The following is a 24,644-nucleotide window of genomic DNA, read 5'->3' on the forward strand; positions in this document are numbered from 1 at the left end:
TAAAAAGAAGGAGGAGCATCAAGGACACTCCTCCATAGCAAGGAGTAAAGAGTTTACTTAAGCCACTCTTTCCAGACATCTTCGTTTTCAGTGATCCAGCCTTGAACCACATCATCAATATCTTCGCCGTTCAAATCAGCTTTCACGATCAATGCGGACATTTCGTCATTATTCATGTCAAAACTTTCAATAGCTGAATGTGCACCCGGCCATTTATCCTTCACGCCAGACCATGCCACTTTCCAAATCGGACCTGTTGGCTTACCACAATCATAAGCCAAATCAGGGTTCACACCGACAGATGGGTCATTATAACATTCTGCGCTATATTCCGGGAATTGAATCCAATCTCCCTGAAATTTGAATGTGGCCCAATGTGGGGAATACACCCATAGTAAAATTGGGGCTTCACGTTGATAAGCAGATTCAAGTTCTGCAAATAAAGCAGCATCGGTACCTGCATGAACAACTTCATAATCAAGTTCTAAGGCTTCAACACGCTCATCATCAAAACCACCCCATGTTACGGGTGCGCCAAGATAACGACCATTTGGCAAAGTTTCCGCAGTTCCGAACTCTTCAGCGCAATCATTTAAGGCTTCCCAATTTGGTAAGCCCGGGCAGCGTTCTTCCATATATGATGGATACCACCATTCCTCAATCGCTTGCATACCTGTCGAACCAAGGTTTTCTACCTTGCCGGTTCCAACAGCCTTATCCATAGCTTCACGACCTGTTGTTTCCCAGATTTCCATCGCCACATGCAAGTCTCCAGACTGAAGACCCGCAAATTGCGCAATATAATCTGCCTGTACATATTCTACGTTAAAGCCACCTTTTTTTAGAACCTCACCCATGATCTTTGTGGTGAGTAACTGGCCAGTCCAATCATGCAATGTCAATTTGATCGGATCAGATGAATTTGCCCATGCAGATGCACTTGCACCTATACACATAGCAAGACCAGCCAAACCAAATGTAGCCTTCCTTATTCCATGTCCCATTTTCATAAGTCACCTTCCTGTTATACGAATTTTTTCGTCTTTATTGTCTTCACGATGAGTTAAACACGAACTCATGTCAACATTATTCAACATTTATAATACAAATTATGTTGTTTTGTATAGCATAAATGTCTTTTTTATGTTTCCATCATTCTTATATGCAAAGAATGTAAAGTCACAAAAAGCGAGTTAAAGCTTGTAAAAACTTCAGTTTTCCTTATGAAAACAACCATTAACAGAGATGTTGGTTTATGTTGATTTGCAGATCAGAATGCGCTTTTCAATTAAATTGGCTTTGATTAAAATAGCGGAAAATTAAGAGATTAAAGATAATGCACGCGACAAAACGAGAAACAGAAATCCTTAACACTGTGCGATTGAAAGGGTCCGTTACGACAATGGAACTGGCAGAAATGCTGGGCGTAACTGATCAAACCATTCGCAGAAACGTGATCCCACTGGTTGAAAGAGGATTGGTTAAGAAGGTGCATGGGGCCATCGTTGCACCTGATCGTCTTTTAGAAGCCCCGTTCCATCGTCGCATGCTGGAAAATCAGGACGCCAAACAGAATTTAGCAACTGTGGTGGCCGCAACGATAAGCGATGGTGACTCTATTATGCTAGATGCCGGATCCACGACTTCTTATGTGGCACAAGCCCTTGCGGATAAAAAAAATCTGACTGTGATTACCAACTCCGCACAAATTGCAAGTACCCTCGCACCTAATCCAACAAATAAAGTCTACTTCGCTGGATCAGAACTACGTAGCGATGATTCCGCAGCATTTGACGCACAAGCATTAAAGACTTTCAATCAATTTGACGTACAATATGCAATTCTCTCCGCAACGGCTTTACATGCACAACGTGGCATTATGGTTCAAAAAGCCCATGAAGCGGAATTATCACGTATGCTTATCAGTCGGGCAAGCCATGTAATCGTCGCTGCGGATAGCACAAAATTCGACCGTAAATCTTTGATTTCTGTCTGCGAGTTTTCCGATATTCAAACTCTGGTCAGTAATGAAGCCCCTATAGGTGAACTGGCTGAGGCACTGGAAACAAATAATGTATTTGTTTCAACTCCTAATACTTAAAGTGAGTCATCAAAGCCTTTCAGGACATTAAATACATTTTGTCCAATAGGACCAACATCGTACCCACCTTCCATTGTAAAGACAGTTGGTAGCTCAAGTACCTCTAACAATTTCCCCATTGTTAGAAAGTCATCCGTTTTCAACTTAAACTTTGAAATTGGGTCGCCTTCATACGTATCGACGCCCAAAGGTACAACCAACATCTCCGCGCCAAACGCTTTCACTTTATCACAAGCAATATGAAACGCGTCTTCCCAATCCTTAAAATCGGCACCATCTTTAAGAGGCAAATTTAAATTACATCCCACCCCGGCACCTTCGCCCATTTCATCTTCATATCCCAAATAATATGGAAAATTCGTTTTTGGATGTCCATGTATTGAAATAGTTAAAATATCTTCCCGATCATAAAAGATATCCTGTGTACCATTCCCATGATGGAAATCCACATCTAGCACACATACTTTTTCATAACCGCGGTCCCGCGCCGCTTGTGCCGCAATAGCTGCATTATTCAAATAACAATATCCACCATATGTGGCTGCATGCGCATGATGTCCTGGCGGGCGCGTTAAAGCAAAAGCAGACCTATCACCTGCGCATACATAGTCCAAAGCTGTAAGGGCGGTTTGTGCCCCTTGATAAGCCGCCTTCCAAGTCCCATCCACAATGGCGGAATCGCTAGAGAACGCATAACTTCCAATCTTGGCATTTAAATTTTCATGCGATGAAATATGTTTCAATCCTTTAGCGGGCCATATATAGGGAATAACGTCGCCCTCATTGCCTGCGGCTTTCCATTCTTTCCAGATATTTTGCAAGAACGTCACATAATGATCTTCATGTACTTGGACAATAGGATCTAAACCAAAATCTTTTGGTTCCAGAAATTCGGTTACGCCATTTTTTTTGAATAAACTGATAATATTTCTAAGACGGGACGGGTTTTCGAAACTCGGCACAAGCTTCCCATGGTGAAATTCTTCTCTCGCGTCATGATAAACCGATGCTTCATTTAAAACAATTTTCATTATAATAATCCCGCCTTAATCCTTATTTGTAGAAACATCATATAGATATCAACATTTGTCAGAAACATCATATTTGTAGAAAATTGATGAAATATTGATTATTCTGCCAGCTCAATTAACGAAATCGGCAATAGGAATAATATGGACGACCTAGATCATAGATTGATAGCAGAACTAAGAATTAACGGACGTGCCTCGGTTCCGGTCCTTGCTCAGATACTTGGTGTTGCAAGAGGGACCGTACAATCCCGCCTCAACAAACTACTAGATTCAGGCGTCATTAAAGGCTTCACCGTCAAATTACGTGATGGGGAACGACAAGATATTATCAAAGCAATAATGATGATTGAGCTTGGCGAAAATAACTGCCGTGCCACCATCAATAGCTTAAAGAAAATTCCAGGCCTATCGGAAGTCAGCACCACCAACGGTAAATGGGATTTGATTGCCAATGTTGAAGTTTCAACCATGCAGGAAATCAACCAGCTTATAACCGATATCCGGGCCATGGATGGCATCCGGAAAAGTGAAACTTTCCTGCAATTAGGTCCAGCCTAAAACAAAACCCCGAACTTCATATAAACTCGGGGTTTCATTTTTACTCAGACAGATGAGTTATTTTTTCAAATTCGTCCAGATTGTGTCGTAAACGGCCTGAGTTGCCTGATCACAAACTTCGATAAACACGCCAGGTCCTGCTTTCGCATGTGGGTTCTTCTCTGGCTGGGTTGCAAGTTCTGGATCAAGGAATTCAGCCACACCATTCACACCCGCATTGTAACGCGCATAATTTGTGACAGCCGCAATATTTTCTGGTTCAAGCAAGAAATCCATAAATTTCAATGCGTTTTCACGATTTGGGGCATCCTTTAATAGAACCACATTATCCATCCAAGCTACATAACCCTGTGTTGGATATGCATATTCTACATTTGCGCCTTCTTCCCGTGCTTTGGCGGAGAAACCATCATAAATCTGACCAACGGCAACATCACCTGACACCAACACCTCTTTGGCAGTATCAGAGTTAAAAGAGGCCCAATGTTGTTTTGCATTCTGTAACATCGCGTTAAGAGCTTTTAGCTGTTCACGATCTTGGGAACATTGTGGAATACCCATATGAACAGATGCCATTGCCATCACTTCACCCTGAGAATCCAGCATATTAATGCGTCCACTTAATTCTGAAGGCGGGTTAAACAGGATATCTGTGGTTTGAATATCGCCATTATAAACATCACGATTCACCGCAAAACTTGTGGAGCCCCATTGATAAGGGATGGAATGTTTACGGCCTGGATCGAAACTTGGATCCGCCCAACCGGCTTCGATATTTCCTTTATTTTTCAATTCACCATCGGCAATTGTATCTAACAGACCTTCGCCTGCCATAATCGACACCATGTAATCACCTGGCACAGCAACATCATATGTACCAATTGCACCAGCTTTTAGGGATGCCAACATAGATTCATTTGAATCATAGGTATCCATGGTGACTTCAATGCCTGTTTCTGCTGTAAACTTATCCAGCAATTCTTGTGGCATATATTCAAACCAATGATATACGACCAGTTTTTCTTGAGCTTTAGCAGCAGTTGCCGTCAACCCGAGTGCAAGTGCCATCACACCTGACATTAGATATTTTTTCATTTTCTATCTCCCATGTTTAAAAACATAATTTTATTTTGTGTTATCCGATTTACCGACGATGTAACTTAAGGTGACCATGACAATGGACACGCCCAGCAAGAGGGATGAGATCGCCATAATATTTGGTTTGATGCCTTGCTTAACGGATCCAAAAATGGCCGTTGGTAAAGTTTCCACACCCGCGCCTTTCACAAAATTTGTAATGATGAAATCATCCAAAGAAACGATGAAGGCCAGAATGAAACCAGAAATAATTCCCGGCATCATCAACGGCACCAAAATCTTGGTAAATGCCTGGCGTTTATTGGCATACAGGTCCATAGCAGCTTGTTCATAACTGCTTTCAATACCTTGCATACGTGCTGAAATTGGCAAATACGCAAAAGGAATACAAAAAGCTGTATGGGCAAGAAGAATGGTCATCACTCCACGGTCAAAACCAATAGAGTTAAAGAAGATCAGCGTCGCAACCGCCGTCACAATTTCAGGCACCATCAATGGTAAACTGATCAAACCAAAAGAAACCGTACGCATACGGAAACGCCCGCCTCGGATCATTGCAGTTGCTGCAAGTGTTGCGATTAAAGTCGCCATTGTGGCTGCGGCAATCGCAATCACAAAACTGTTCCATGCAGCGACTTTAAATTTCTCACTTTCCGGACCGCTAAATACATCAATATACCAGCGGAAAGAGAGGCCCTCCCAATTTGTGAGCGATGCGGATGCATTAAAACTATAAACAGTTACGACAACCAATGGCGCATAAAGCACAAACAAGCAAAGAAGCGTGATTGCCTTAAAGCCGCTATAATTTTTGATGTCATATTTAGAGGATTTACGTGTTGCCATGATATCACCCTCCCGCTTTGTCAGCTTTGGCTTGCTGACGCGCATAAAGCATCAGAAGGATCAAAACCATAGACATCAAAATCATGGAAGCCGCGGCCCCAAACGGCCAGTTACCTGCATTCCCCTTAAACTGCTCTTCAATCAATGAACCAATCATAAAGTTCTTCGCCCCACCTAATAAATCAGGCGCTAAGAAAGACCCCATAGAAGGCACAAAGACCAAGATACAACCTGCAATCACACCTGGTTTAACAGCGGGTAACAACACACGTCGCAAGGTTGTCCATTTTGTTGCGTATAAATCTGCCGCTGCTTCGGACAATGAGAAATTATATCTTTCGACCGCCGCATAAATCGGCAATACCATGAAAGGTAAATAGGAATAAAATAGCCCCATCTGCACTGCAAAATCTGTATTCACAATTGTAATCGGCGTATCAATTAATCCGATACCAATCAAAAAATCATTTAAAGGCCCCTGATCTCTTAAAAGAAATTTCATCGACACCGTACGGATCAACAGGTTTACCCAATAAGGAATGGTGATTAGGAAGACCCACATTGGACGGATTTTTTCTGGGCGGGTGGCAATATAATATGCCGTTGGGAAACCAATAACCAAACTCAACAATGTGGCCGCTAACGCTTGCCAGATTGAACGCCAGAAAATCAGGATATATGTCCATTCAATCTTTGGAGGTTCATCCCCAAAAAGACCACGATCAAAGAAGAACTGATCATATGCTGCCAAACTAAATTCCCAGATCACACCTCCGCGAAATTCCTTTGTCAGGAAGGAATATATCAACATCATGAACACGGGTGCTAATACCAAGAAGCCCAAAGTTATCCATGAAGGTAATAATAACCACGTTCTCGCTTCTTTATATGTATCAGTTGTGGCACTGCCGCCACTTGCTGCGCCGCCTGCCATTAGTCCACCAAGAGGCGTGCTGCCCCCAGCTCCATATTTACATAAATCTCACTGCCCGGCTCAAAGATACGTTTATTACCCCGATCACTATTTGACGTGCGAACAATAAAATCCACACCATTGGACAATTTCACAATCGTTGATAAGTCAGTCCCAATAAAGATGTTATCCTGAACGATCCCCTTTAGACTCTCGGCTTCCACAGGCGTATCTGACATAAATAATCTTTCCGGTCGAATATTCATATGAACTTGTGAGCCAACACCAATTCCATCCACGGCATTACAGGTTAATTCATGCCCGCCACCTAGATGACAAACCGCGCGCCCTTCTTCAATTTTATCGACAGAAACTTCCAACAAATTGGTTTCACCAATAAAATCAGCCACAAACATATTACGCGGACGTTCATAAATCTCACGCGCCTCACCCAACTGCTGTAATTCGCCCGCTGACATCACAGCAATACGGTCTGACATAGTCAGGGCTTCTTCTTGGTCATGTGTGACAAAGATAAAGGTAATGCCGGTTTCACGTTGCAAATGCTTCAGTTCAATCTGCATTGCTTTTCGTAATTTTAAATCCAGCGCCGATAAAGGTTCATCAAGTAATAAGACCTTGGGTTCAGGTGCCAATGCACGTGCCAAAGCCACACGTTGTTGTTGCCCCCCTGAAAGTTGACTTGGTTTACGATCTGAAAACTGGCTGAGTTGCACCAACTCCAACATTTCGCCAGCACGTTTGCGGGCATCCGTTTTAGACGCGCCCTTCATCTCCAACCCAAAACCCACATTATCCAAAACTGTCATATGGGGAAAAAGTGCGTAATTCTGGAAGACAGTATTCACTGGCCGCTTAAATGGGGGCAGATTTTCTATCTCAGCTCCATATAGGAAAATCTCACCTTCTGTTACCGTTTCAAATCCGGCAATCATCCTTAACAAGGTTGTTTTGCCGCAACCGGATGGTCCCAATAAGGTAAAGAATTCATTATCCTTAATCGATAATGAAATCTTCTTAAGCGCTGTAAAACTGCCATAGCGCTTGACGGCATCGCGCACGTCAATGGCGCAATCAATTCGATCAGTCACACTTTTCTCCCACTTAGCTTATCCTTTATCCTTAAATTGAATAGCCGACGCAGAAGCAGTTGATAAGGACTGAGTTCCTTAGCTTTGATTAGAAGAAATCTAACCAGATAAAAAATAGGGAGATAAAACCCGATGCCATTGAGAATAGTAAGCGCATGTCAGATAGCTTTTGATTTTTTATTCGTTTAGCCCTACGGTTTTGCCATAACCAATGAATAACGCCTCTATCTATATGAGATTTCAACATGATGGCTGATCTTGATAAGAAGAAAATTTTACCAGAAACAGATCTTCCTTCCGGTGAAGAGCTATTGAATGAGGGACATAAATTACAATCCCACTGGACGGTAGGCAGCAATCTCTTCCTTAGGGAACATGCTGTTGCCAACGAGATAGAATATAAAAATAAGGCCATTCGAAACCGCCGCCTCATGCAACATGCCCATCTTGGTTATCGCAGCCTTGAACATACTTGCGAAGCTTTAAAACGCATCTATGACACTTGTCAGGAAAAAGATGCCACCGTTGATCGTTTTGGCGTTTGTCTTGATTGGTCCATGGGCTATCCAAAAGAAAGTCGAGCGGGCAAGGTAACAGGAACGGGACTTATTTTGAACGGCCCTGAAGATTTTCAAAAACTATCCGACACTGTACCTTCGGCCATGCATTTTGGCGACTTCATGTTAGGTTTTCCTGGTGCCTTAGAGAATACCTGCGCAGCCCTGTCTGCAGGGGCAACCACTATTGGCAATCTTGGGCAGTTTTTCACTTTCAGATTACCTAATTACACTGATGATGTTGAAACAACGGCAAACACCGTAAAAGCACTAGGTTTGATTGCCGCTCAGCCTGTTGATGTGCTCGTACATTCAAATCTTGATGATGGTTTTGCCGCTATCTTTGAAGATTTGACCAGTGCATTAGGCATGGCAATTCTTGAGAAATACATCGTCACTGATCTGATTGGGGCGAAATATGCTGTTTGTTACGGCCATCACTTCACAGAACCCTTAACACGTATAGCTTTCCAGCGTGCACTTTCTGTTGTGACGGATGGCGTTCCGGGATCGCAAGTCTTTGGTGCAACTGTTTTATATGAAGGCGATAGTGCAGAAAATTATGCCTCACTTGCGTCCTACCTCCTCAGCGATATTGTGGCACAAAATACATTACCAAGTGGACATGCGGTAAATCCTGTCCCTGTCACAGAAAACAAACGTATTCCAGATGTAGATGAAGTAATCGATGCGCAATTACATCTTTATCGCCTCTCTCAATTGGCAGAGGGCTACGAACCTGTTTTCAATTTCGCTGCAATTGATGAGATCTGTAATCAGCTCGTAAAAGGTGGCAGACAATTTACCGAAAATGTCCTGACGGGTTTCAAGCAGGCTGGCTTTAACTGCAATGACCCATTTGAGCTACTTCTTGCTTTACGACGCATCGGCGGACGGGAACTTGAACGACGCTTTGGCATTGGCCCCATTCCCGATAAAAAACCGTTACGACGACAACCTGTTATTCCAGCAACTACCTTCACTCATCTTGAAGAAATGGCAACAGAATATCTGGAAACTGCCTCTGCAAAAGGATTGTTTGAACTGGGCGAAAAGGATTTTACGATACTCACTGCAACGACGGACGTTCATGAACATGGGAAAGTCTTTCTTGATATGATTTTTGCAAATGCCAATTTGAATGTCATAGATGGTGGTGTCTCAAGTGATCCAGAAGTTATTATAAGTCTCGCAAAAACTCATAATGCCAAGGCGATCGCCATTAGCACCTATAATGGTGTGGCCCTTCGTTACACAAAATCCTTACTAAATGAGATGAAAGATCAGGGAATTAATATTCCAATTTTAGTCGGGGGTCGTTTAAATGAAATTCCTGAAAATAGTAATACGAACCTCCCAACAGACGTGACACAAAAAATCAGGGAACTCGGCGCTTATCCATGCGCAGATATGGAAGCAGCATCCACTATCTTATCACAGCTTTCATAAGCATGAATTTTTCTGCTATATAACTAAGATATTCATATTTTTCGAGAATCAGACAAACCTGAATGGGGGAACATCAATGGCGAATACTATTCAAGGCACTCAAAGCTTTGGTAGAAGCATTCAGGTTTTACAAGAAATCGCCGATGCAGAAAAACCGCCTCTCATATCAGATTTACTGAAGACAACAGAATTAAGCCGCCCAACTCTTTATCGTATCCTTGCCTCACTTGAACAAGAAGGTTTAATCAAACGAAATAACGATAAAAGTTATGCTTTAGGTGGCCGTTTAATTTCTTTGGCCCGGCGTGCTTTATCAGATAATAATATCCGGTCCATTGCACAAAACGCACTTGAAGAACTTCGTGACCAAACAGGTGAAACCGTCCATCTTGCTATTAGAAGCGGAGATGAACTGGTTTACATTGATAAATTTGAAAGTCGTGCCACAGTAAAGATGGCGTCCAAGATTGGCACCCGTGTCCCCTTTCATTCCAGTGGTGTTGGCAAAGCCTTTATGGCTGCATTGAGCACGGAAGAAAGTGAGGAGCTGCTTACTCGCATATCGCTGCCTGCGATCACACCGTTCACAACAACAGATAAAGTTCAGCTTCGTAAGACAATAGAAGAAGTTAGAAAGCATAGATATGTTTTTGATGATCAAGAAAATGAAGAAGGTATCGTCTGTTTTGGGGCTGCGATCTTAAATGATCGCAACATACCAGAAGCGAGCATAAGCGTTTCAATTCCCAAATATCGATTAAAGCCCGAATATCATGAATATATCGGCCCTCTGCTTCAATGTGTCGATAAAATTGGGAAACTGCTCACCTAACCATCCTTTGAAATGCCGAAAGTTAACTTCGGCATTTTTGCTTTTTACTCACTGACCTGAAATAGAGATATGTTAATTTGTCCATATATGAATAATTTAGTCCATAATATGGACATTAATCAGGATAGATTGATATGAAGCATGCAAAGAAACAAGTTCTTGTCACGGGCGGGACAAGTGGTTTGGGTCAGGCAATTGCCGAAGGTTTCGCAAACGCAAATTGCCAAGTACTTGCAGTGGGTCTTGGTGACCTTCCTCAAGACAAAGAAAATATAAGCTATCGTCATCTCGACGTAACTGATTTAGATGCTGTTATTAGCCTGATCGATACATTGTCTTCATTAGATGTTGTTGTAAATGCCGCCGGTGTCATTCGCAGAGAAGAAGAACTCTCCCCCGACGTCTTTGCTCAAGTGGTAGATATCAATCTAAACGGCACCATGCGTGTTTGTGCAGCGGCACGCCCTCTATTAGCAGATCGAAATGGATCAATCATCAATATCGCCTCCATGCTCAGTTATTTTGGCGGTGGTTTGGTGCCTGGCTATGCCGCTTCCAAAGGCGGCATAGCACAATTAACTAAATCCTTGGCGATTGCTTATGCGTCGGACAATATCCGTGTGAATGCATTGGCCCCTGGCTGGATATCAACGCCACTCACTCAAAACTTACAAGATGATGCAGAACGCAGCGCAGCTATTTTGTCGCGCACACCCATGGCACGTTGGGGACAACCTGAAGATCTTATTGGTCCGGCCTTATTTCTCGCTTCCGAAGCAGCAGGCTTTGTCACTGGAACTATTTTGAATGTCGATGGCGGTTACGCAGCTGTCTAAACCTGAAAGGATTTTTCAATGCCATTAGTTGAAAAAGATGAAAACCCGCGTATTGCATATAAACATCCTATGCCTCAAGACGCTTTACCTGAAATTGTTGTACCTGATGCCCTATCCGAAGAGGATCCACGCATGTGGGTGCAACAGGCAGAACATGTTTTCTTTCGTCCGCTTTGCTTAAATGTCAGTCAAGGATATTGGATGAATCTACTAAAGGTCACAAAGTCAGGCGTGTTGTCACGTCATCGTCACCCCAATGCAGTACATGGATTTGTTCTTAAAGGACGTTGGCATTATCTGGAACATGATTGGGAGGCCCGTGAAGGTGGATATGTATTTGAACCGCCAGGTGAAACGCACACATTGGTTGTACCGGATGATGTCGATGAAATGATCACTTATTTCCAAGTAAATGGCGTCATGTATTACTGTGACCCCGATGGTAATCATCTTGGCTATGAAGATGTATTTACCAAGATCGAAATGTGTCGCAAACATTTTGAAAATGTCGGCCTCGGTGCCGATTACGTAAAAAATTTCATACGGTAACTGATCTATGAGCAATATTATTTATGACTATAAAGATCGTACCGCAGTTGTAACAGGTGGTGCCGCTGGTATTGGATTAGAAATTGCAAAACATTATGCAAAGGCAGGTGCCAATATCGCTATATGGGATTTATCTGAACCATCTGACCTTCCTAACGGATGCATATATTGTAAGGTTGATATCAGTCAGCCGGATCAAATCACCAAGGCAATTGAAAAAACTGTAAATGCCTATGGCACAATTGATTTCCTATCCCATAATGCAGGCTTCGCAGGTCCAACGCTTCCCGTTGTTGATAATGATCCGGAAACTTGGACGCGTGTGATTGAAGTTAATCTGACGGGCACTTTTCATCTGGCTCATCAAATCGTACCAATCATGCAAAAACATGGATTTGGTCGCATTATCAACATGGCTTCCTTGGCTGGTAAAGAAGGCACACCAAACGCTTCTGCCTATTCCGCAGCGAAAGCAGGTGTGATTGGCTTCACCAAATCTTTGGCTAAAGAACTGGCACATACTGATATCCGCGTGAATTGCATTGCGCCGGCGGCGATCAAGACAGCTATTCTTGATCAGATGGAACCGGAATTTGTTCAAATCATGATCGACAAATCCCCTATGAAACGCTTAGGCTGGGTTGAGGAAGCCGCCCGTATGGTGATGTGGCTATCTTCAGATGATTGTACTTTCAACACAGGTGCGGTTTTTGACTTATCCGGTGGGCGCGCCACTTATTAAATTGATGGAGTAAACGATGACATTGCAAATCACCAAAGCCAGTGAAGGTTTAAGCAGCCGTGCGATAGATGCATCCCCATCCATTACACGTGAGTTAGCCAATGCAGCCATGGGAACAGAAGGATTAATTCCTCTATGGTTTGGTGAACCAAATGAACCAACCCCACAATTCATCTGTGATGCAGCAGCATCCTCCCTCTCAGCAGGGGAAACTTTCTACGCCGAAGGTCTAGGTCGTCCCTATTTACGCCAAGCCCTTTCAGAATATATGAGTAATCTGTATGGAAAAGAGATTGGCTCAAACCGTATTGCAGTCACTGTCTCTGGAGGCAATGCGCTAAATCTGGCCTTTCAATGCTTACTGAATCAAGGGGATACGATCGCCACTTTGACACCTGCCTTTCCAAACTTGTTGGCAATCCCTCGTTTACAAGGTGCAAATTTGATCACCCATCAACTGGAAATTAAAAACGGACGCTGGCATCTAGATGTGGATGCATTCCTGGACGCATGCAAACCAGCAAAAGCGGTCCTAATCAACTCCCCTTCCAATCCAACAGGATTCATGTTGGAACGAGAAAAGATGGATCATATCCTCAAAACCCTACGTGAACGTGGCACCTGGATTATATCCGATGAAGTTTATTCACGTGTGGTATTTGACCGTAAAGTTGCTCCTTCCTTTCTAGATGTCGCAGAGCCTGAGGATCGATTGATCGTGGTCAATTCCTTTTCAAAAAGCTGGGCGATGACCGGATGGCGTCTCGGATGGCTAACTTTGCCTGCATCCCTAACTCCATTGGTTGAAAAAATTGCCGAATTTTCAGTGGCCTGCGCGCCACCTTTTTCCCAACGTGCTGGGGTTATAGCCCTAAAAGAAGGTGAGGAATTCATAAGCCAAACAGCAGAGAAATATCGTCAGGCACGTGACATTATTCAGAGCCGCCTTGCCGATCATCCCAATGTTATTTGCCCTACACCGGATAGCGCTTTTTATGCATTTTTCAAAGTGCAAGGAGTTGAAGATTCGATCGAATTTGCGCGTAAACTTATTAAAGATGCGAAAGTTGGTTTAGCACCGGGGGATGCTTTCTTAATGCATGAACCCGGCTGGTTCCGACTATGTTTTGCACAAACACCAGAACAGTTAAATGAGGCCATTGATCGCCTATTACCTCATCTATAAAAAAAGCCGTTACTTCCACACAAAACCAAAAGGAAGTAACGGCTCTCAGGAAACATCAGGTCTGTTCTGATGTCGGGTTATTTCGGTGCATATGTCGCAACAGCGCCTGATTGCTTGCTCCATGCTGCATACCATGCACGGAATAGGTTAAACTGTTGCTCTGCATAGCCGCGTTGACTATCGGATAGCGCATCTGTTTCATTGAAATGGTGGGTATATTCTTTATCACCTAACATCACCATCAAATGCTTATAATAAAGAACTAAATCTGCGCCTTCATCAAAGGAGGACAACACGACTAAAGCTTCTTCCAGTTCTTTCGCTCTTACACGAGCATCCGCATCCCCTTTTGCCGCCGCATTACAAAGGGCTGCCAGATGCAAAACTTCTTTCGGCAACGCATTCCCAATCCCTGTAATTGCGCCTGTCGCACCACAATTCACAATGCCGTGGAAGACCGCGGTATCAACACCAACCATCAAGGCCACATTATCATCACCGCTGGTAATATATTCTGCAGCGTAACGCATATCATCTTCGCCACCAAATTCTTTAAACCCGATCAGGTTTGGATGCTCGTTACGAAGATCAAAGAAAAGATCAGCACGTGTAGCAAAACCATAATATGGGCTATTATAAATAACTGCCGGCAAGTCAGATGCCGCAGTTAGGATTGCTTTAAAATGCGCACGCTGGGCTGCTGCAGAAGTCCCACGTGATAAAACGCGCGGTATAACCATAAGACCATGTGCGCCGACTTTTTGGGCATGCGCCGCATGTGCCACAGCCATTTTCGTATTAATTGCCCCGGTACCAACGATAACTGGCACCCCCGCTTTTACCAAAGCTTCCACACCTTGCATACGTTGTTCATCTGTTAATAAAGGCCAATCCCCCATAGAACCGCAATAAACAACCGAAGACATACCTGCTGCAATGAGCTCTTTCCCTTTACGAACAAGAGCGTCGAAATCAGGATTACGATCTGCGTCGCAAGGCGTCATCAAGGCAGGGATACAACCTGAAAAGATATCTGGGCTCATTGGGGTATTCTCCTATCAATAAATCACGAACCAGTCAGAGCGAATATCATAGGCGAGTAACGCCATTTCGATCTTGTAATATATCAGTGATATATCAGAAAAAATATTATGTCTAGAAGAATTTTGAAACCTTACCCAAAGCTTCAAAGTTACGCAGAAGTTATATTATTATGATCAGATAGTTATGGATGTTTTACGAATATAAAATAATCGACAGAACAGGATAAAACTAACAACGCCCATCCCTAACATCAAAGCTAACCAAATTCCGGAATTATATAAATTAAACTGGATTGATAGAAGATAAGATAAAGGAATGGCCACGCCCCATAATCCAAATATGGAATAGTAAACCGGTTTTTCTGTATCCCCTAATCCGCGCAAAACGCCGATCAATGTAATACGACCAGAATCAATAATCAGACAAAGAGCCGCTAATATTAGCACCGCTTTTGCTTGCGCCATCACAAATTCTGTATTCGCTAATTCCTCGTCCGTAAATAACGGCACAAATATGTCCCCAAACATCATTAAAATGAATGCATATCCCGTCATTGTAGCTGCCCCAAAAGACAACCCCTTCACTATTAATTTTCTGATTTGGTCATATTGTTTCTCACCAACCGCATAGGCAATTGAAATAGCCGCGGCTTCACTAAACCCTAAGGCAAAAGCAATTCCAATTTCTGCAATTTGTATAGTGATCGCATGGATCGCGATGTAATCAGCTCCCGCCAAGCCAATGATAAATAAAATCACTGTAAAGAAAGCAATGGTTGAAGCTTCCAATATCGCCATAGGCACCGCATAAGATAGTACCAGCATAGTAGCATTTTTAGTAAACACATGAAACGGGTTCAAGAAAGCTAACCGCCCGATTACATTACGTGATTTGAGCCAGATATATAATGTAACAGCCTTAAGACAAATACTTATAAATGTACTTAACCCCAATCCTGCAATACCAAGACCGTCAAAATTCCCAACTCCAAACATAAAGATATAATTACATCCTGAATTTACAAAGATGGAGAGAAATGAAATCCAAAAAATCGCCTGAGATTGTTCTCGTATAGAAGCAAAAACCCACAAAAAGCAGAAAATATTAACGGCAATTGCACTTGGTATCAGGAAGTAAAAATAAGGAGGTGTCAGTTCAATCAAATCTTCTGGCTGCTGCAAAATTAACAACAAGTCGTCACCAAAGAATAAAATTGTAACGCCAATAATGGTTATTCCCAAGACGATGTAAGCCGCAATAGTCAGCGTTGAAATAATCTTTTCAGTCTCACCTGCCCCTTCATATTTTGCAAGTAACGGGGAAAGCCCCGCGATAAAGCCAATACTTGATAAAATAATTACGTAAAAGACAGATGCTGCTAAGGCAACTGCGGCTAATTTATCTGTTCCTAACCATCCTGCCATGGCCACATCTGTCACGCCGATCGCAATATGCGCCAAATGCGACAGCCCTAGAAACATTGCCAGTTTTATAAAACGCGGACTTTTGCGATCAGATTCCATATCACCCTCTTGAGGCTATCGGGCCGATGACGTCGATTTGTAGATTCCCACGTTGCGAGAAACCTAATTCTGTCTCCACATGATAAACATGGGCGATATTCCCTGTCGTCAGGACTTCTTCCGGCGGACCGACAGCAACAATTTCACCTTCATTTATTAACACCAAAATATCGCAAAAACGCGCTGCCATATCCAAATCGTGAAGCGCCGCCACTGCGATTGTCTGTGTTTCTTCAACTCTCTTTTTCACCCAATCAAGGACAATCATCCTCCATTGCAAATCAAGGGCAGCAGTTGGTTCATCAAGTAGCAACAATTCAGGATCACGGATCAACGCCAATGCAAGACCAACAAGTTGGCGTTTACCGCCGGATAAACTTTGAAGAGGAGATAACTCAAAACTCCGAAGGCCTAAATTATCAAAGATGGTTTCAATCTTACGCGCCAAATCTTTATCTGATAATGGAAGTGCTAAAGATCGCGCGGTACTCCACATCAATTCAGTTGGCGTCAAGGCTGTGGGGGAAGGTGGTGTTTGCGGCATGGTAGCTACCAAATCATACCATAGCTTTTGGCTTGTCTCTTTTAAATTTAGGCCTTTAAATTCGATAGTTCCCTGACATTTCTTCTCTCCAGAGATACAACGCATCAAAGTTGATTTTCCAGAGGCATTTGGCCCCAACAATCCTACCAAACTACCTTGTGGGATTTCCGGGAAAGAGATGTCTTTCAATATCTCCTTCTTTCCATAAAAGGCCGAAACATTTGATACCTTTAGCACCATTAGAACTGACCTTTCTTTTTAAACAATAAAGACAGGAACATCGGCACCCCAACAACAGCTGTTAAAATACCAACAGGTACAATCACCCCAGGAATGAGTGTCTTAGATAACGCAGATGCCAAGGAAAGAATAAGCGCCCCACAAAGGATAGACCCGGGTAACAAAGTACGATGATCTTCCCCAAGCAACATTCGCGCAATATGAGGGCCGACAAGTCCGACAAATCCGATTGTGCCTACAAAACAAACGGCAAAAGCTGCCAATATAGAAGACCGAACAATCACCCAAGTTCGAAGTCCAGCGATATTTACACCTGTACTACGCGCATGGTCTTCACCGCCTCGCAACAAAGTTAATACCCATACCTGCCGCATACTAAACGGAAATATCAACAGTAAACACAAACTTACAATGGTGACTTCAAGCCAACCAGCTTTGGTTAAATTACCAATAGCCCAGAAGACAATTTGCTGTGCAGCATCGGCATCGGCAATTAAATGAAAACCGGATGCCAACGCATCACAGAGGAAAAACATCGCGATACCAAATAACACCACCATACCGCGGCTTCCTTTTGAAACACGCACAACCACCAGCACAATCGCAGAGGAAGCTAAAGCTCCACATAAAGCCAAAGTTGGAAGGATCGCATATGAGGGCACAAAAGGAATCGCAGGTTCGACAATGATAGCAAAACTTGCGCCCAAGACAGCAGCAGACGAAATGCCCAGTGTAAACGGACTTGCTAATGGATTATCAAGAACGGTTTGCGTTTCAATACCCGATAATCCAAGCGCCCCACCGACTGCCAAGGCAATAAGTGCGTCTGGCAATCTAACGTCCCAAAGGATAATGCGATATCGTAATTCAAGTGTTTCCGGATCAAGTAAACCAGATAGAATTTGCCCCGCATTTAAACCCGCAGGCCCTGACATTAAATCAAGCCATAAACTAGCAAGCAACGCTATGCTTAATCCTGCAAGGATCAGATAGCGCCGCCCATTTAATCGTAAAAAATTTACGTAAAGAGAGGAAGTATTATTCATGATGATAAGTGGTGAAATAAGTTCCATCAATTTCAAATGGCATAAAGTCTTTATAGATCTGACGTAGGCTCGCGTCTGGATCTATATCTTTAAATTCTTCCGGATGTAACCATTTGGCAAAGGCTTCAAGAACCACAATATTGAAGGGTGAATTATAGAAGTTATGCCAAAAAGCATGCGAACGATCATTCTTTACAGCATCAATTGCCTGAAAGTCCGTCGTCTTTAAATATTTTCCAAGACTGCCTTCCGCCATCTCATCGGACATACCCGGACCAACTGTGACCGGCAAAGCCCCGCCATCATATTCCTGTTTCCAACCAGATGCTGTACCAATCCAGACATCGGGATTTTCAACTAATAAAAATTCAGCTGTGTGTAACGCAGTTGGTCCTGGCGCAACAGCATCGGCAATATTTACTCCACCGGCTTCACCAACAAACGGGCCAAGCATACCTTCAGCCATGCCCCAACAACATTCACGTCGTCCAGCATGAACTTGCAAGAATACGCTCGGTTTATCCTTAATCTTTGCAACGCGCGACTTCACCAAATCCAGCTTTTGTTGATAAAGATCGATATATCTTTGCGCATTTTCTTGTTCACCAAGGATTTCCCCCATCAGTTTCAATGAAGGAATAGTATTCTTTAATGGATCCAACCTGAAATCGATAAATACAACTTTGGTACCCGAAGCTTCCAAAAGGTCGATCAGCTCTTTCGCCTTAGAATTCGGCCCGTGATCGCTTAAACCTAAAAATGCCACTTGCGCCTTCAGCTCAATAATTTTTTCGATAGAAACACTATCTGCGCTTTGCATCCCAAAAGTTGGGATATTTTTTGCTTCGGGAAAACGCGCATAAAGCTTTTGTTCCAATTCTGGATGTGTCCAACCCAAAGTTGTCATCATGCCAACAACCCCCTTTACAGGGTTTTCAGGCCTTAAAAGAGATAGAACAGTAAGATAACGCCCTTCACTTACCCCAAATCGCTCAACAGAACCTTCGATTTTAATCTCACGTCCAGCCAAATCGATTGTGTTGATTTCGGCAGCAACTAGTTGCGATGCCCAAAGACATAATGCCAAGCCTGAGAATAAGGATTTTAACATAATTTTTCCCTTAAAAAATAAGAATGGCTCAAGCCCCAAAGTGACTTGAACCATTCCTGAAAGTTAGGATTAAAACTCAGCTTTTGCATAAACCATGAAGGAGCGTCCCGGCTCGTTCTTTGGCTCTACATTTGTAAATTCTGAACCATAAGTCGTACGATCAGCATATTCACGATCCGTGATATTATTTGCTTCAAATCGTAACGTTAAAAACTCATAATCTTCAAGTTTATATTCTGTATATAGATTGAAGACTGTATAACCGTCTAAGCTCTCAGTTTGTGAAGAACCGCCTATCTCACTGTTCGCGAGTGCGGCATCAATTGTACCACCAATTGCAACACCTGTTTGGCCAATACTTTGTTCCGCTTCGATTGCAATAATGCGACCAACTGGTGAGCCAAGATATTGTGATGCATCTGTATCTGTAAATTCACCATCGACACGGATTTCAGTATCAGAATAGGACACACGGGCAAAACCGGAAATCCAGTTATAGCCAAAACCGATTTCATAACCGTCTGTTCGGAAATCTACATTTGTTGCAGGGCCACCATTGTAACTTGCATCACGTGCATTTTTGAAATCACTGCGGAAGATGCTTGTATCAAAAGTAAAGCCATCGATATTGGTTTCAAAACCAACTGAAAAGTTCTCAGAACGTGTTGGCTTCACTTCTGCAGCATTATAATCCCATGCAGAGTTATAGATATATCCTTCAGCGATACTAATACCACCAAACACATTAGAATAACCTGCCTTTAATGTTGTGGTTTCATGCACATCATAGGCAAGGGAAGCGTTACCACTTAAGCCATCATTGGTAAAATCGGTGCCATCATGCCCTTCGAATGTTTGACGATCGCCACGGAAACCAACAGATACATTCAAATCTTCAAGCGGTCTAATGCGTGCTTGTGCATAAATACCAACATTATTGGCTTTTTCAGTCATCGCATCTGAAGTTGGATCATCATATTCGTTTTCATCTTTATAAAAATCGACACCAGCTGTAATTTTATTTTCGCTATCGAAATTGAAATCATTTTCAATTTTACCTGATAAACTGGTTGTTGACCCTTCACTACCGAATGGATCGGGCACATCCACATTAGCAATCCCATAGCCAAGAGTCGCTTTAGGGTCGAATAATCCACTTGCCCCTTCAAGGCTATAGTTAAATACATAGTTAGAACGGTCCAAATTATAGGCACGTTGCTCATTGGTGTTACGGTTCGTTAAATTGGTGATATTTGCACGATATGGTCGATTTTCGTGATCCTTCACCTTCTCACCGGAAACTTCAAAACGATGACCGTTTTCAGCTTCATATGCAACTTTACCCAAGAAAGAATATAATTCCGTACCGGAAGCTAGCTGAGTATCACCGCTTCCATCATCATAATCGTCCCCTTTGGCACCTTTCACAAAACCTAAGATTTCAAATCCATCAATCCGACCGTAAGCCGCATTACTGTTAGTAAAGATATCGCCATTTGTTTCAAAAGAAACCGTTGTAAAACCACCAACATTTTCACCTTCATCCAAAACATCGCCGACATCAATGGTTTCATAGGTAATGCCACCAGCAAGTGCGCCCGGGCCAGCATCGGCGGGTGCAACAGTTGGATCAACTCGTACAGCTTTCAGCAAGCTCGGGTCCAAAAGGTTATTACCTGTATGGTGGAAGTTTTTATTATTTTGACGGGCACCATCAATTGTTACTGCTAGGTTATGCTCTTCAACACCACGGATATATACTTTTTGGGTGGAAGTTTGCGCACCGCCAACTGAAATAGAAGCTTCACCCGCAAATAAATCCTTTGAGTCACTTGGTGTACGACGCGCTAAGTCAGTTGGTGTAATATATTTTGAATCACCGCGATCCGCAGCGCCTGCATGGTCATCAAATTCCGCAGCTTCAGACACCATGATAGGATCAAGCGCCTCATCACCAACCGAAACATCGACAGATGAAATCAATATGGACCCATCGGCTTGGGTTTCAAAATATAAACCAAGGCCGGAAATAATCTGATTCAATGCATCTTGCGGCGACATTTTTCCTTTGACCGCATTTCCTTTCAGATTACGCACAACATCCCCATGTGCGGAAACCTGTACCCCAGATTGTATTCCGAATTCTGCCAAGCTCGCAGATAAGTTTTGCGATGGAATATTGAAATCAACATCTTCTGATATAATTGTTTGCGCATGAGCTTGTTGTTGATATCCGGCAATACCGCCGCTCAATACCAGTGACAACATTGCTACACGAAGCAAGTTGTTGTTACGAAGATTGGATTTAAACCCCTTCATATTTTCTGTCCTTCTATATGCATGAAGCTTCAACTAAATATGCGAATGCTTCTTAATCTCATTACATGCATTATAGACGATTTGAGGTTTTGAAATTTTCAAAAAAAGTTGAAAAAAAATTCTAAACACTTGAAATTACTGTAATCCAAGGGGTGACATGATAAATTTTTGCCCCAACAGATTGTGCAATAGCAGATAACGCGGCATCAGGATTTGTAAGCTGATAAACACCAGTTACAGGCTGCTCACCAATATCATCACCAAGCACAAGTAACGTGCCAGAATGATAATGCGATAACGTTTCTATAACTTCAGAAACCGGTCGATCATTCACAATCAACCTATTCTCTTTCCAAGAAGACACATATTTGGGTTCGATTTTTCCATGGATAAGTGAATAATCGGGCTTAACTCTAATTGTATCCCCAACACGCAGAATGATCTCCTCCGTTTCATCGGGTTTAACAGAAACAATCCCTTCCTGCACTTGTACTTCGACGGATGGATGGCGTGTAGAGACATCAAAGGCTGTGCCAATTACCTTTACAACCGAATTTTCCGCCCTCACGGTAAAGGGTGATTTTGTATCATGCGCAACATCGAAGAAGGCTTGACCATCTATAAGCTCAACCGCACGCTGGGTTGTGGTAAAAGAGACATTCAACCGACTTTCCGGCGCTAGACGAACAACACTACCATCTGACAGGGCGACTTCTTTAACTTCCCCGATCCCAGTAACGTAATCTGCACGAAAATATGAGTGCCAGTTGACTAAAAACACAATTAGGAAACAGGCCGCAATGGACATCGAAGCAGTCCAAAACCTTTTTCTCTTAAGTTTCCCATTATCATTACTTGCAACAAAAAGCTGATCTGTTGAATGCAGATCCTCACTCTTTTGCCTCCACTCTTCTTCATATTGCGGCGGCACACTTCCCATTAGTTTATAAGCATTCAGGACCTTTTCCCAATCCTTTTGATGCTCTGCACTTTCTTCAAACCAATGCGAAAATGCCGCCTTCAAATTTGCATCATTCGGCTTCTCTAGCAAGCTGATCAGCCATTCGCTTGCCTTTTGTGGTTCCAACATCTCTTGCAAATTGCCCCCCATATGGGAAAATCCTGTAATTAAAGCCTATAAATTCTTTTCAATTTAAATTTTAAATTGTGCTACATACTTATAGACGTTTGTTATCCTATTATTTTCAAATTATTCTTCAAAAAGTTTATCACTGCAATATTCAATCGCCTGCACAACCAATTGGTGCGCCGTTCCAATTGACACATCTAGATGCGATGCAATTTCCTTGAAGGTATGATTGCCAAAACGATGCATTTCAAATGCAATCCTCTGTTTATCTGATAGTTCATCAAGTAATCTGGAAAGGTATTCAAGCTCTTGCTTCGCTATAATCTCACGTTCTGCAGATGGTCTTAATTCAGCAAGCTGTTCCAGCGCCAAATCTGCACTATTACCCTTTCTATGCTGATCTCGTTTTAATTGACGCTGTAAATCGTAACAAAGATTTCGAACGATTCTATATAGATAAGCCAAAGGTTCCGATAAGATGGTTTTTTCTGCAGCCTGCACAAATCGAAAATAGGCTTCTTGCACCACATCTTCCGCATGGGCTTCATCATCCAAGATTTTTTTCGCGTATCCAACAAGCTCATTTCTATGAACCGTATAGATATTTAGTGCTTCGGATTGACCAGAAATCATCGTAGTAATTGCCAGATATCGGTGAAATTAATAATTATTCTTAATAAGCTAATGGCAGGATGTTTAAGGTTTTGCAAGTCTTTCGACTATTTTTTCGCCTAACATCTTAAGTTTACTATTAGGGATAGTAAACCTAGCCACTTTTATCCCCTTATAAGCGAAGGACTAAATCCAAACTTTTTCTTATATGCCGTTGAGAAATTTGCAGCAGAATTATACCCAGCTAAAAATGCAGCTTGCGCAATCGTCAGATTATCCCGCTCCATCGCCTCATGAGCCATTAGCAGCTTCCGTTCCCGAATATAGCCCATTAACGGTTGATTAAATTCTGCCTTAAAATACCTTTGCAAACTGTTCACACTCACCCCAAGGTCAACAGAAAGTTGATCAAGACTCATATCTTGTTCAATATTCTGATCCACATAATTCTTGATGCGCAATGCTTTGGAGACATTATCTGTTGATGTGAGATTTTCCTCTTTTTCAGACAGAACATGCTGCAAAGCTTCGGTAATGATTTCTAGTGCAGCTGTCTGTTGGGCCAGATTTTTAACCATCGGATTCTCTTCCGTAGGTCTTATCAATCTTTCTGCAATTGCGAGTACTTTTGAACTTGGCCTCCACATTTGCGGATTTGGTTCATCTACTATTTTCTGCCATTTCTCTGCGGACACGTTAATATCCAAATCCTGGGTGACAAATTCATGATTCATCGTCACGACCACTTTTCGAATTAAGTTGTCTTTCTTGATATGACGTGTCCATTCAATATGTTTATTACGCGAAATAAAATATCCCTTCGGCCCATCATTTGCTTCCAGCACAGTTTCCACCCCATCACGTGCAAAGGAAATATGCCCGGCCAACATAATAATGATGGAAATTGCAGGTCCCAATGTGGCGGTTACATCGTAATCTCTGACTTCAATAATATCTGTTGTATGAATCCGGAAACCGGATTTGTAATTACTGTTTAAAATAGATCCGCGAATAATCGTCTTATCCTGAAACTCTGCCTTCTTTTTAATGGCCGGTTTACTGCCAAAGCAATTATCATCATTTAAAATTTCATCCAGATCGCTCACTTTTAAAGAACGATCATAGATGGCCGTATTTCGTTTTACCTTATGACGATTGATAGAATTCATTATGAAAAACCCGCCCAAGTCGCAAAAAAGCACCCTCTGGAATTTTCGCAAAACAATCTGAGGATTTTGCAAATACTTCTTCGCTGGAAAAATTAATGTTGCTTGATATTAATAATTATTCTTAATAAGTAAAGTT

The 24,644-nt window shown here is 42.5% G+C and carries 23 protein-coding genes; 8 read left to right on the plus strand and 15 right to left on the minus strand.

Annotated elements, in window-relative coordinates:
• Nucleotides 1-53: 53 nt before the first annotated feature.
• The gene (locus ACOQOA_RS07430; protein ID WP_420548012.1) at nucleotides 54-1,010 is read right to left on the minus strand and encodes an ABC transporter substrate-binding protein; all 957 of its coding nucleotides are present in this window, start codon (nucleotides 1,008-1,010) and stop codon (nucleotides 54-56) included.
• Between the two features lie 326 nt (nucleotides 1,011-1,336).
• Between ACOQOA_RS07430 and ACOQOA_RS07435 the strand changes: the two genes are divergently transcribed.
• Entirely contained in the window at nucleotides 1,337-2,101 is a 765-nt protein-coding gene (locus tag ACOQOA_RS07435; RefSeq protein ID WP_420548013.1) for a DeoR/GlpR family DNA-binding transcription regulator, read from the plus strand.
• Here ACOQOA_RS07435 and ACOQOA_RS07440 read toward each other — a convergent pair.
• On the minus strand, nucleotides 2,098-3,132 hold the full coding sequence (locus ACOQOA_RS07440; RefSeq protein WP_420548014.1) for a histone deacetylase family protein: 1,035 nt from the start codon (nucleotides 3,130-3,132) through the stop codon (nucleotides 2,098-2,100). The two genes, ACOQOA_RS07435 and ACOQOA_RS07440, sit on opposite strands and share 4 nt — an antisense overlap.
• A 141-nt stretch (nucleotides 3,133-3,273) precedes the next feature.
• Between ACOQOA_RS07440 and ACOQOA_RS07445 the strand changes: the two genes are divergently transcribed.
• Nucleotides 3,274-3,690, plus strand: a complete 417-nt coding sequence (locus tag ACOQOA_RS07445; RefSeq protein WP_420548015.1) for an Lrp/AsnC family transcriptional regulator — start codon at nucleotides 3,274-3,276, stop codon at nucleotides 3,688-3,690.
• A 57-nt stretch (nucleotides 3,691-3,747) separates the two neighbouring features.
• Here ACOQOA_RS07445 and ACOQOA_RS07450 read toward each other — a convergent pair whose 3' ends face one another.
• Genes ACOQOA_RS07450 through ACOQOA_RS07465 form a run of 4 tightly spaced genes read right to left on the minus strand, consistent with a single transcriptional unit; the run spans nucleotide 3,748 to nucleotide 7,659 of the window.
• Nucleotides 3,748-4,785: an extracellular solute-binding protein gene (locus tag ACOQOA_RS07450; protein ID WP_420548016.1), complete on the minus strand. Its 1,038-nt coding sequence runs from the start codon at nucleotides 4,783-4,785 to the stop codon at nucleotides 3,748-3,750.
• 30 nt (nucleotides 4,786-4,815) lie between these two features.
• A complete protein-coding gene (locus ACOQOA_RS07455) occupies nucleotides 4,816-5,634 on the minus strand; it encodes an ABC transporter permease (RefSeq protein WP_420548017.1) in 819 nt (272 codons plus the stop codon).
• 4 nt (nucleotides 5,635-5,638) lie between these two features.
• The gene (locus tag ACOQOA_RS07460; protein ID WP_420548018.1) at nucleotides 5,639-6,568 is read right to left on the minus strand and encodes an ABC transporter permease; all 930 of its coding nucleotides are present in this window, start codon (nucleotides 6,566-6,568) and stop codon (nucleotides 5,639-5,641) included.
• On the minus strand, nucleotides 6,568-7,659 hold the full coding sequence (locus tag ACOQOA_RS07465; RefSeq protein ID WP_420548019.1) for an ABC transporter ATP-binding protein: 1,092 nt from the start codon (nucleotides 7,657-7,659) through the stop codon (nucleotides 6,568-6,570). The genes ACOQOA_RS07460 and ACOQOA_RS07465 overlap by 1 nt, the downstream gene beginning before the upstream one ends.
• Nucleotides 7,660-7,904: 245 nt before the next feature.
• Between ACOQOA_RS07465 and ACOQOA_RS07470 the strand changes: the two genes are divergently transcribed.
• The 6 genes from ACOQOA_RS07470 (at nucleotide 7,905) to ACOQOA_RS07495 (ending at nucleotide 13,810) form a co-directional block, all read left to right on the plus strand.
• The gene (locus tag ACOQOA_RS07470) at nucleotides 7,905-9,665 is read left to right on the plus strand and encodes a cobalamin-dependent protein (RefSeq protein ID WP_420548020.1); all 1,761 of its coding nucleotides are present in this window, start codon (nucleotides 7,905-7,907) and stop codon (nucleotides 9,663-9,665) included.
• A gap of 76 nt (nucleotides 9,666-9,741) precedes the next feature.
• A complete protein-coding gene (locus ACOQOA_RS07475) occupies nucleotides 9,742-10,497 on the plus strand; it encodes an IclR family transcriptional regulator (RefSeq protein WP_420548021.1) in 756 nt (251 codons plus the stop codon).
• A 134-nt stretch (nucleotides 10,498-10,631) separates the two neighbouring features.
• The gene (locus ACOQOA_RS07480) at nucleotides 10,632-11,333 is read left to right on the plus strand and encodes an SDR family NAD(P)-dependent oxidoreductase (protein WP_420548022.1); all 702 of its coding nucleotides are present in this window, start codon (nucleotides 10,632-10,634) and stop codon (nucleotides 11,331-11,333) included.
• 18 nt (nucleotides 11,334-11,351) lie between these two features.
• Complete coding sequence (locus ACOQOA_RS07485) at nucleotides 11,352-11,882, plus strand: 2,4'-dihydroxyacetophenone dioxygenase family protein (protein ID WP_420548023.1); 531 nt, start codon at nucleotides 11,352-11,354, stop codon at nucleotides 11,880-11,882.
• Nucleotides 11,883-11,889: 7 nt separating this feature from the next.
• Entirely contained in the window at nucleotides 11,890-12,624 is a 735-nt protein-coding gene (locus ACOQOA_RS07490; protein ID WP_420548024.1) for an SDR family NAD(P)-dependent oxidoreductase, read from the plus strand.
• A gap of 16 nt (nucleotides 12,625-12,640) precedes the next feature.
• Nucleotides 12,641-13,810 (plus strand): pyridoxal phosphate-dependent aminotransferase, encoded by a 1,170-nt coding sequence (locus ACOQOA_RS07495; protein WP_420548025.1) that lies wholly within the window; start codon nucleotides 12,641-12,643, stop codon nucleotides 13,808-13,810.
• Between the two features lie 77 nt (nucleotides 13,811-13,887).
• Here ACOQOA_RS07495 and ACOQOA_RS07500 read toward each other — a convergent pair whose 3' ends face one another.
• The 9 genes from ACOQOA_RS07500 to ACOQOA_RS07540 form a co-directional block, all read right to left on the minus strand.
• The gene (locus ACOQOA_RS07500; RefSeq protein ID WP_420548026.1) at nucleotides 13,888-14,853 is read right to left on the minus strand and encodes a dihydrodipicolinate synthase family protein; all 966 of its coding nucleotides are present in this window, start codon (nucleotides 14,851-14,853) and stop codon (nucleotides 13,888-13,890) included.
• A 174-nt stretch (nucleotides 14,854-15,027) separates the two neighbouring features.
• The gene (locus ACOQOA_RS07505) at nucleotides 15,028-16,377 is read right to left on the minus strand and encodes an MATE family efflux transporter (protein WP_420548027.1); all 1,350 of its coding nucleotides are present in this window, start codon (nucleotides 16,375-16,377) and stop codon (nucleotides 15,028-15,030) included.
• A 1-nt stretch (nucleotide 16,378) separates the two neighbouring features.
• Entirely contained in the window at nucleotides 16,379-17,110 is a 732-nt protein-coding gene (locus ACOQOA_RS07510) for an ABC transporter ATP-binding protein (RefSeq protein WP_420548028.1), read from the minus strand.
• 50 nt (nucleotides 17,111-17,160) lie between these two features.
• A complete protein-coding gene (locus ACOQOA_RS07515) occupies nucleotides 17,161-18,234 on the minus strand; it encodes a FecCD family ABC transporter permease (RefSeq protein ID WP_420548029.1) in 1,074 nt (357 codons plus the stop codon).
• Nucleotides 18,200-19,318 carry an ABC transporter substrate-binding protein gene (locus tag ACOQOA_RS07520; protein WP_420548030.1) on the minus strand — a complete coding sequence of 373 codons (1,119 nt, stop codon included), beginning with the start codon at nucleotides 19,316-19,318 and terminating at the stop codon, nucleotides 18,200-18,202. The genes ACOQOA_RS07515 and ACOQOA_RS07520 overlap by 35 nt, the downstream gene beginning before the upstream one ends.
• Before the next feature lie 69 nt (nucleotides 19,319-19,387).
• Nucleotides 19,388-21,637, minus strand: coding sequence for a TonB-dependent receptor (locus ACOQOA_RS07525; protein WP_420548031.1), 2,250 nt, complete (start codon nucleotides 21,635-21,637; stop codon nucleotides 19,388-19,390).
• Between the two features lie 121 nt (nucleotides 21,638-21,758).
• Nucleotides 21,759-22,748 carry a FecR family protein gene (locus ACOQOA_RS07530; protein WP_420548032.1) on the minus strand — a complete coding sequence of 330 codons (990 nt, stop codon included), beginning with the start codon at nucleotides 22,746-22,748 and terminating at the stop codon, nucleotides 21,759-21,761.
• Between the two features lie 99 nt (nucleotides 22,749-22,847).
• On the minus strand, nucleotides 22,848-23,360 hold the full coding sequence (locus ACOQOA_RS07535) for an RNA polymerase sigma factor (protein ID WP_420548033.1): 513 nt from the start codon (nucleotides 23,358-23,360) through the stop codon (nucleotides 22,848-22,850).
• 143 nt (nucleotides 23,361-23,503) lie between these two features.
• Nucleotides 23,504-24,508 carry a helix-turn-helix domain-containing protein gene (locus ACOQOA_RS07540; protein WP_420548034.1) on the minus strand — a complete coding sequence of 335 codons (1,005 nt, stop codon included), beginning with the start codon at nucleotides 24,506-24,508 and terminating at the stop codon, nucleotides 23,504-23,506.
• Between the last annotated feature and the right edge of the window lie 136 nt (nucleotides 24,509-24,644).

Source organism: Curvivirga sp. (genome assembly GCF_965219885.1).
Taxonomy (GTDB): Bacteria; Pseudomonadota; Alphaproteobacteria; order UBA8366; family Aestuariispiraceae; genus Curvivirga.

What these genes read in the sequence shown, in the direction of transcription:
- ACOQOA_RS07495 (WP_420548025.1), top strand. Translation starts at nt 12,641, where the DNA reads ATGACATTGCAAATCACCAAAGCCAGTGAAGGTTTAAGCAGCCGTGCG.
- ACOQOA_RS07500 (WP_420548026.1), bottom strand. Translation starts at nt 14,853, where the DNA reads ATGAGCCCAGATATCTTTTCAGGTTGTATCCCTGCCTTGATGACGCCT.
- ACOQOA_RS07455 (WP_420548017.1), bottom strand. Translation starts at nt 5,634, where the DNA reads ATGGCAACACGTAAATCCTCTAAATATGACATCAAAAATTATAGCGGC.
- ACOQOA_RS07530 (WP_420548032.1), bottom strand. Translation starts at nt 22,748, where the DNA reads ATGGGGGGCAATTTGCAAGAGATGTTGGAACCACAAAAGGCAAGCGAA.
- ACOQOA_RS07430 (WP_420548012.1), bottom strand. Translation starts at nt 1,010, where the DNA reads ATGAAAATGGGACATGGAATAAGGAAGGCTACATTTGGTTTGGCTGGT.
- ACOQOA_RS07475 (WP_420548021.1), top strand. Translation starts at nt 9,742, where the DNA reads ATGGCGAATACTATTCAAGGCACTCAAAGCTTTGGTAGAAGCATTCAG.
- ACOQOA_RS07540 (WP_420548034.1), bottom strand. Translation starts at nt 24,508, where the DNA reads ATGAATTCTATCAATCGTCATAAGGTAAAACGAAATACGGCCATCTAT.
- ACOQOA_RS07535 (WP_420548033.1), bottom strand. Translation starts at nt 23,360, where the DNA reads ATGATTTCTGGTCAATCCGAAGCACTAAATATCTATACGGTTCATAGA.
- ACOQOA_RS07435 (WP_420548013.1), top strand. Translation starts at nt 1,337, where the DNA reads ATGCACGCGACAAAACGAGAAACAGAAATCCTTAACACTGTGCGATTG.
- ACOQOA_RS07460 (WP_420548018.1), bottom strand. Translation starts at nt 6,568, where the DNA reads ATGGCAGGCGGCGCAGCAAGTGGCGGCAGTGCCACAACTGATACATAT.
- ACOQOA_RS07515 (WP_420548029.1), bottom strand. Translation starts at nt 18,234, where the DNA reads ATGGAACTTATTTCACCACTTATCATCATGAATAATACTTCCTCTCTT.
- ACOQOA_RS07470 (WP_420548020.1), top strand. Translation starts at nt 7,905, where the DNA reads ATGATGGCTGATCTTGATAAGAAGAAAATTTTACCAGAAACAGATCTT.
- ACOQOA_RS07490 (WP_420548024.1), top strand. Translation starts at nt 11,890, where the DNA reads ATGAGCAATATTATTTATGACTATAAAGATCGTACCGCAGTTGTAACA.
- ACOQOA_RS07445 (WP_420548015.1), top strand. Translation starts at nt 3,274, where the DNA reads ATGGACGACCTAGATCATAGATTGATAGCAGAACTAAGAATTAACGGA.
- ACOQOA_RS07440 (WP_420548014.1), bottom strand. Translation starts at nt 3,132, where the DNA reads ATGAAAATTGTTTTAAATGAAGCATCGGTTTATCATGACGCGAGAGAA.
- ACOQOA_RS07485 (WP_420548023.1), top strand. Translation starts at nt 11,352, where the DNA reads ATGCCATTAGTTGAAAAAGATGAAAACCCGCGTATTGCATATAAACAT.
- ACOQOA_RS07480 (WP_420548022.1), top strand. Translation starts at nt 10,632, where the DNA reads ATGAAGCATGCAAAGAAACAAGTTCTTGTCACGGGCGGGACAAGTGGT.
- ACOQOA_RS07520 (WP_420548030.1), bottom strand. Translation starts at nt 19,318, where the DNA reads ATGTTAAAATCCTTATTCTCAGGCTTGGCATTATGTCTTTGGGCATCG.
- ACOQOA_RS07525 (WP_420548031.1), bottom strand. Translation starts at nt 21,637, where the DNA reads ATGAAGGGGTTTAAATCCAATCTTCGTAACAACAACTTGCTTCGTGTA.
- ACOQOA_RS07505 (WP_420548027.1), bottom strand. Translation starts at nt 16,377, where the DNA reads ATGGAATCTGATCGCAAAAGTCCGCGTTTTATAAAACTGGCAATGTTT.
- ACOQOA_RS07450 (WP_420548016.1), bottom strand. Translation starts at nt 4,785, where the DNA reads ATGAAAAAATATCTAATGTCAGGTGTGATGGCACTTGCACTCGGGTTG.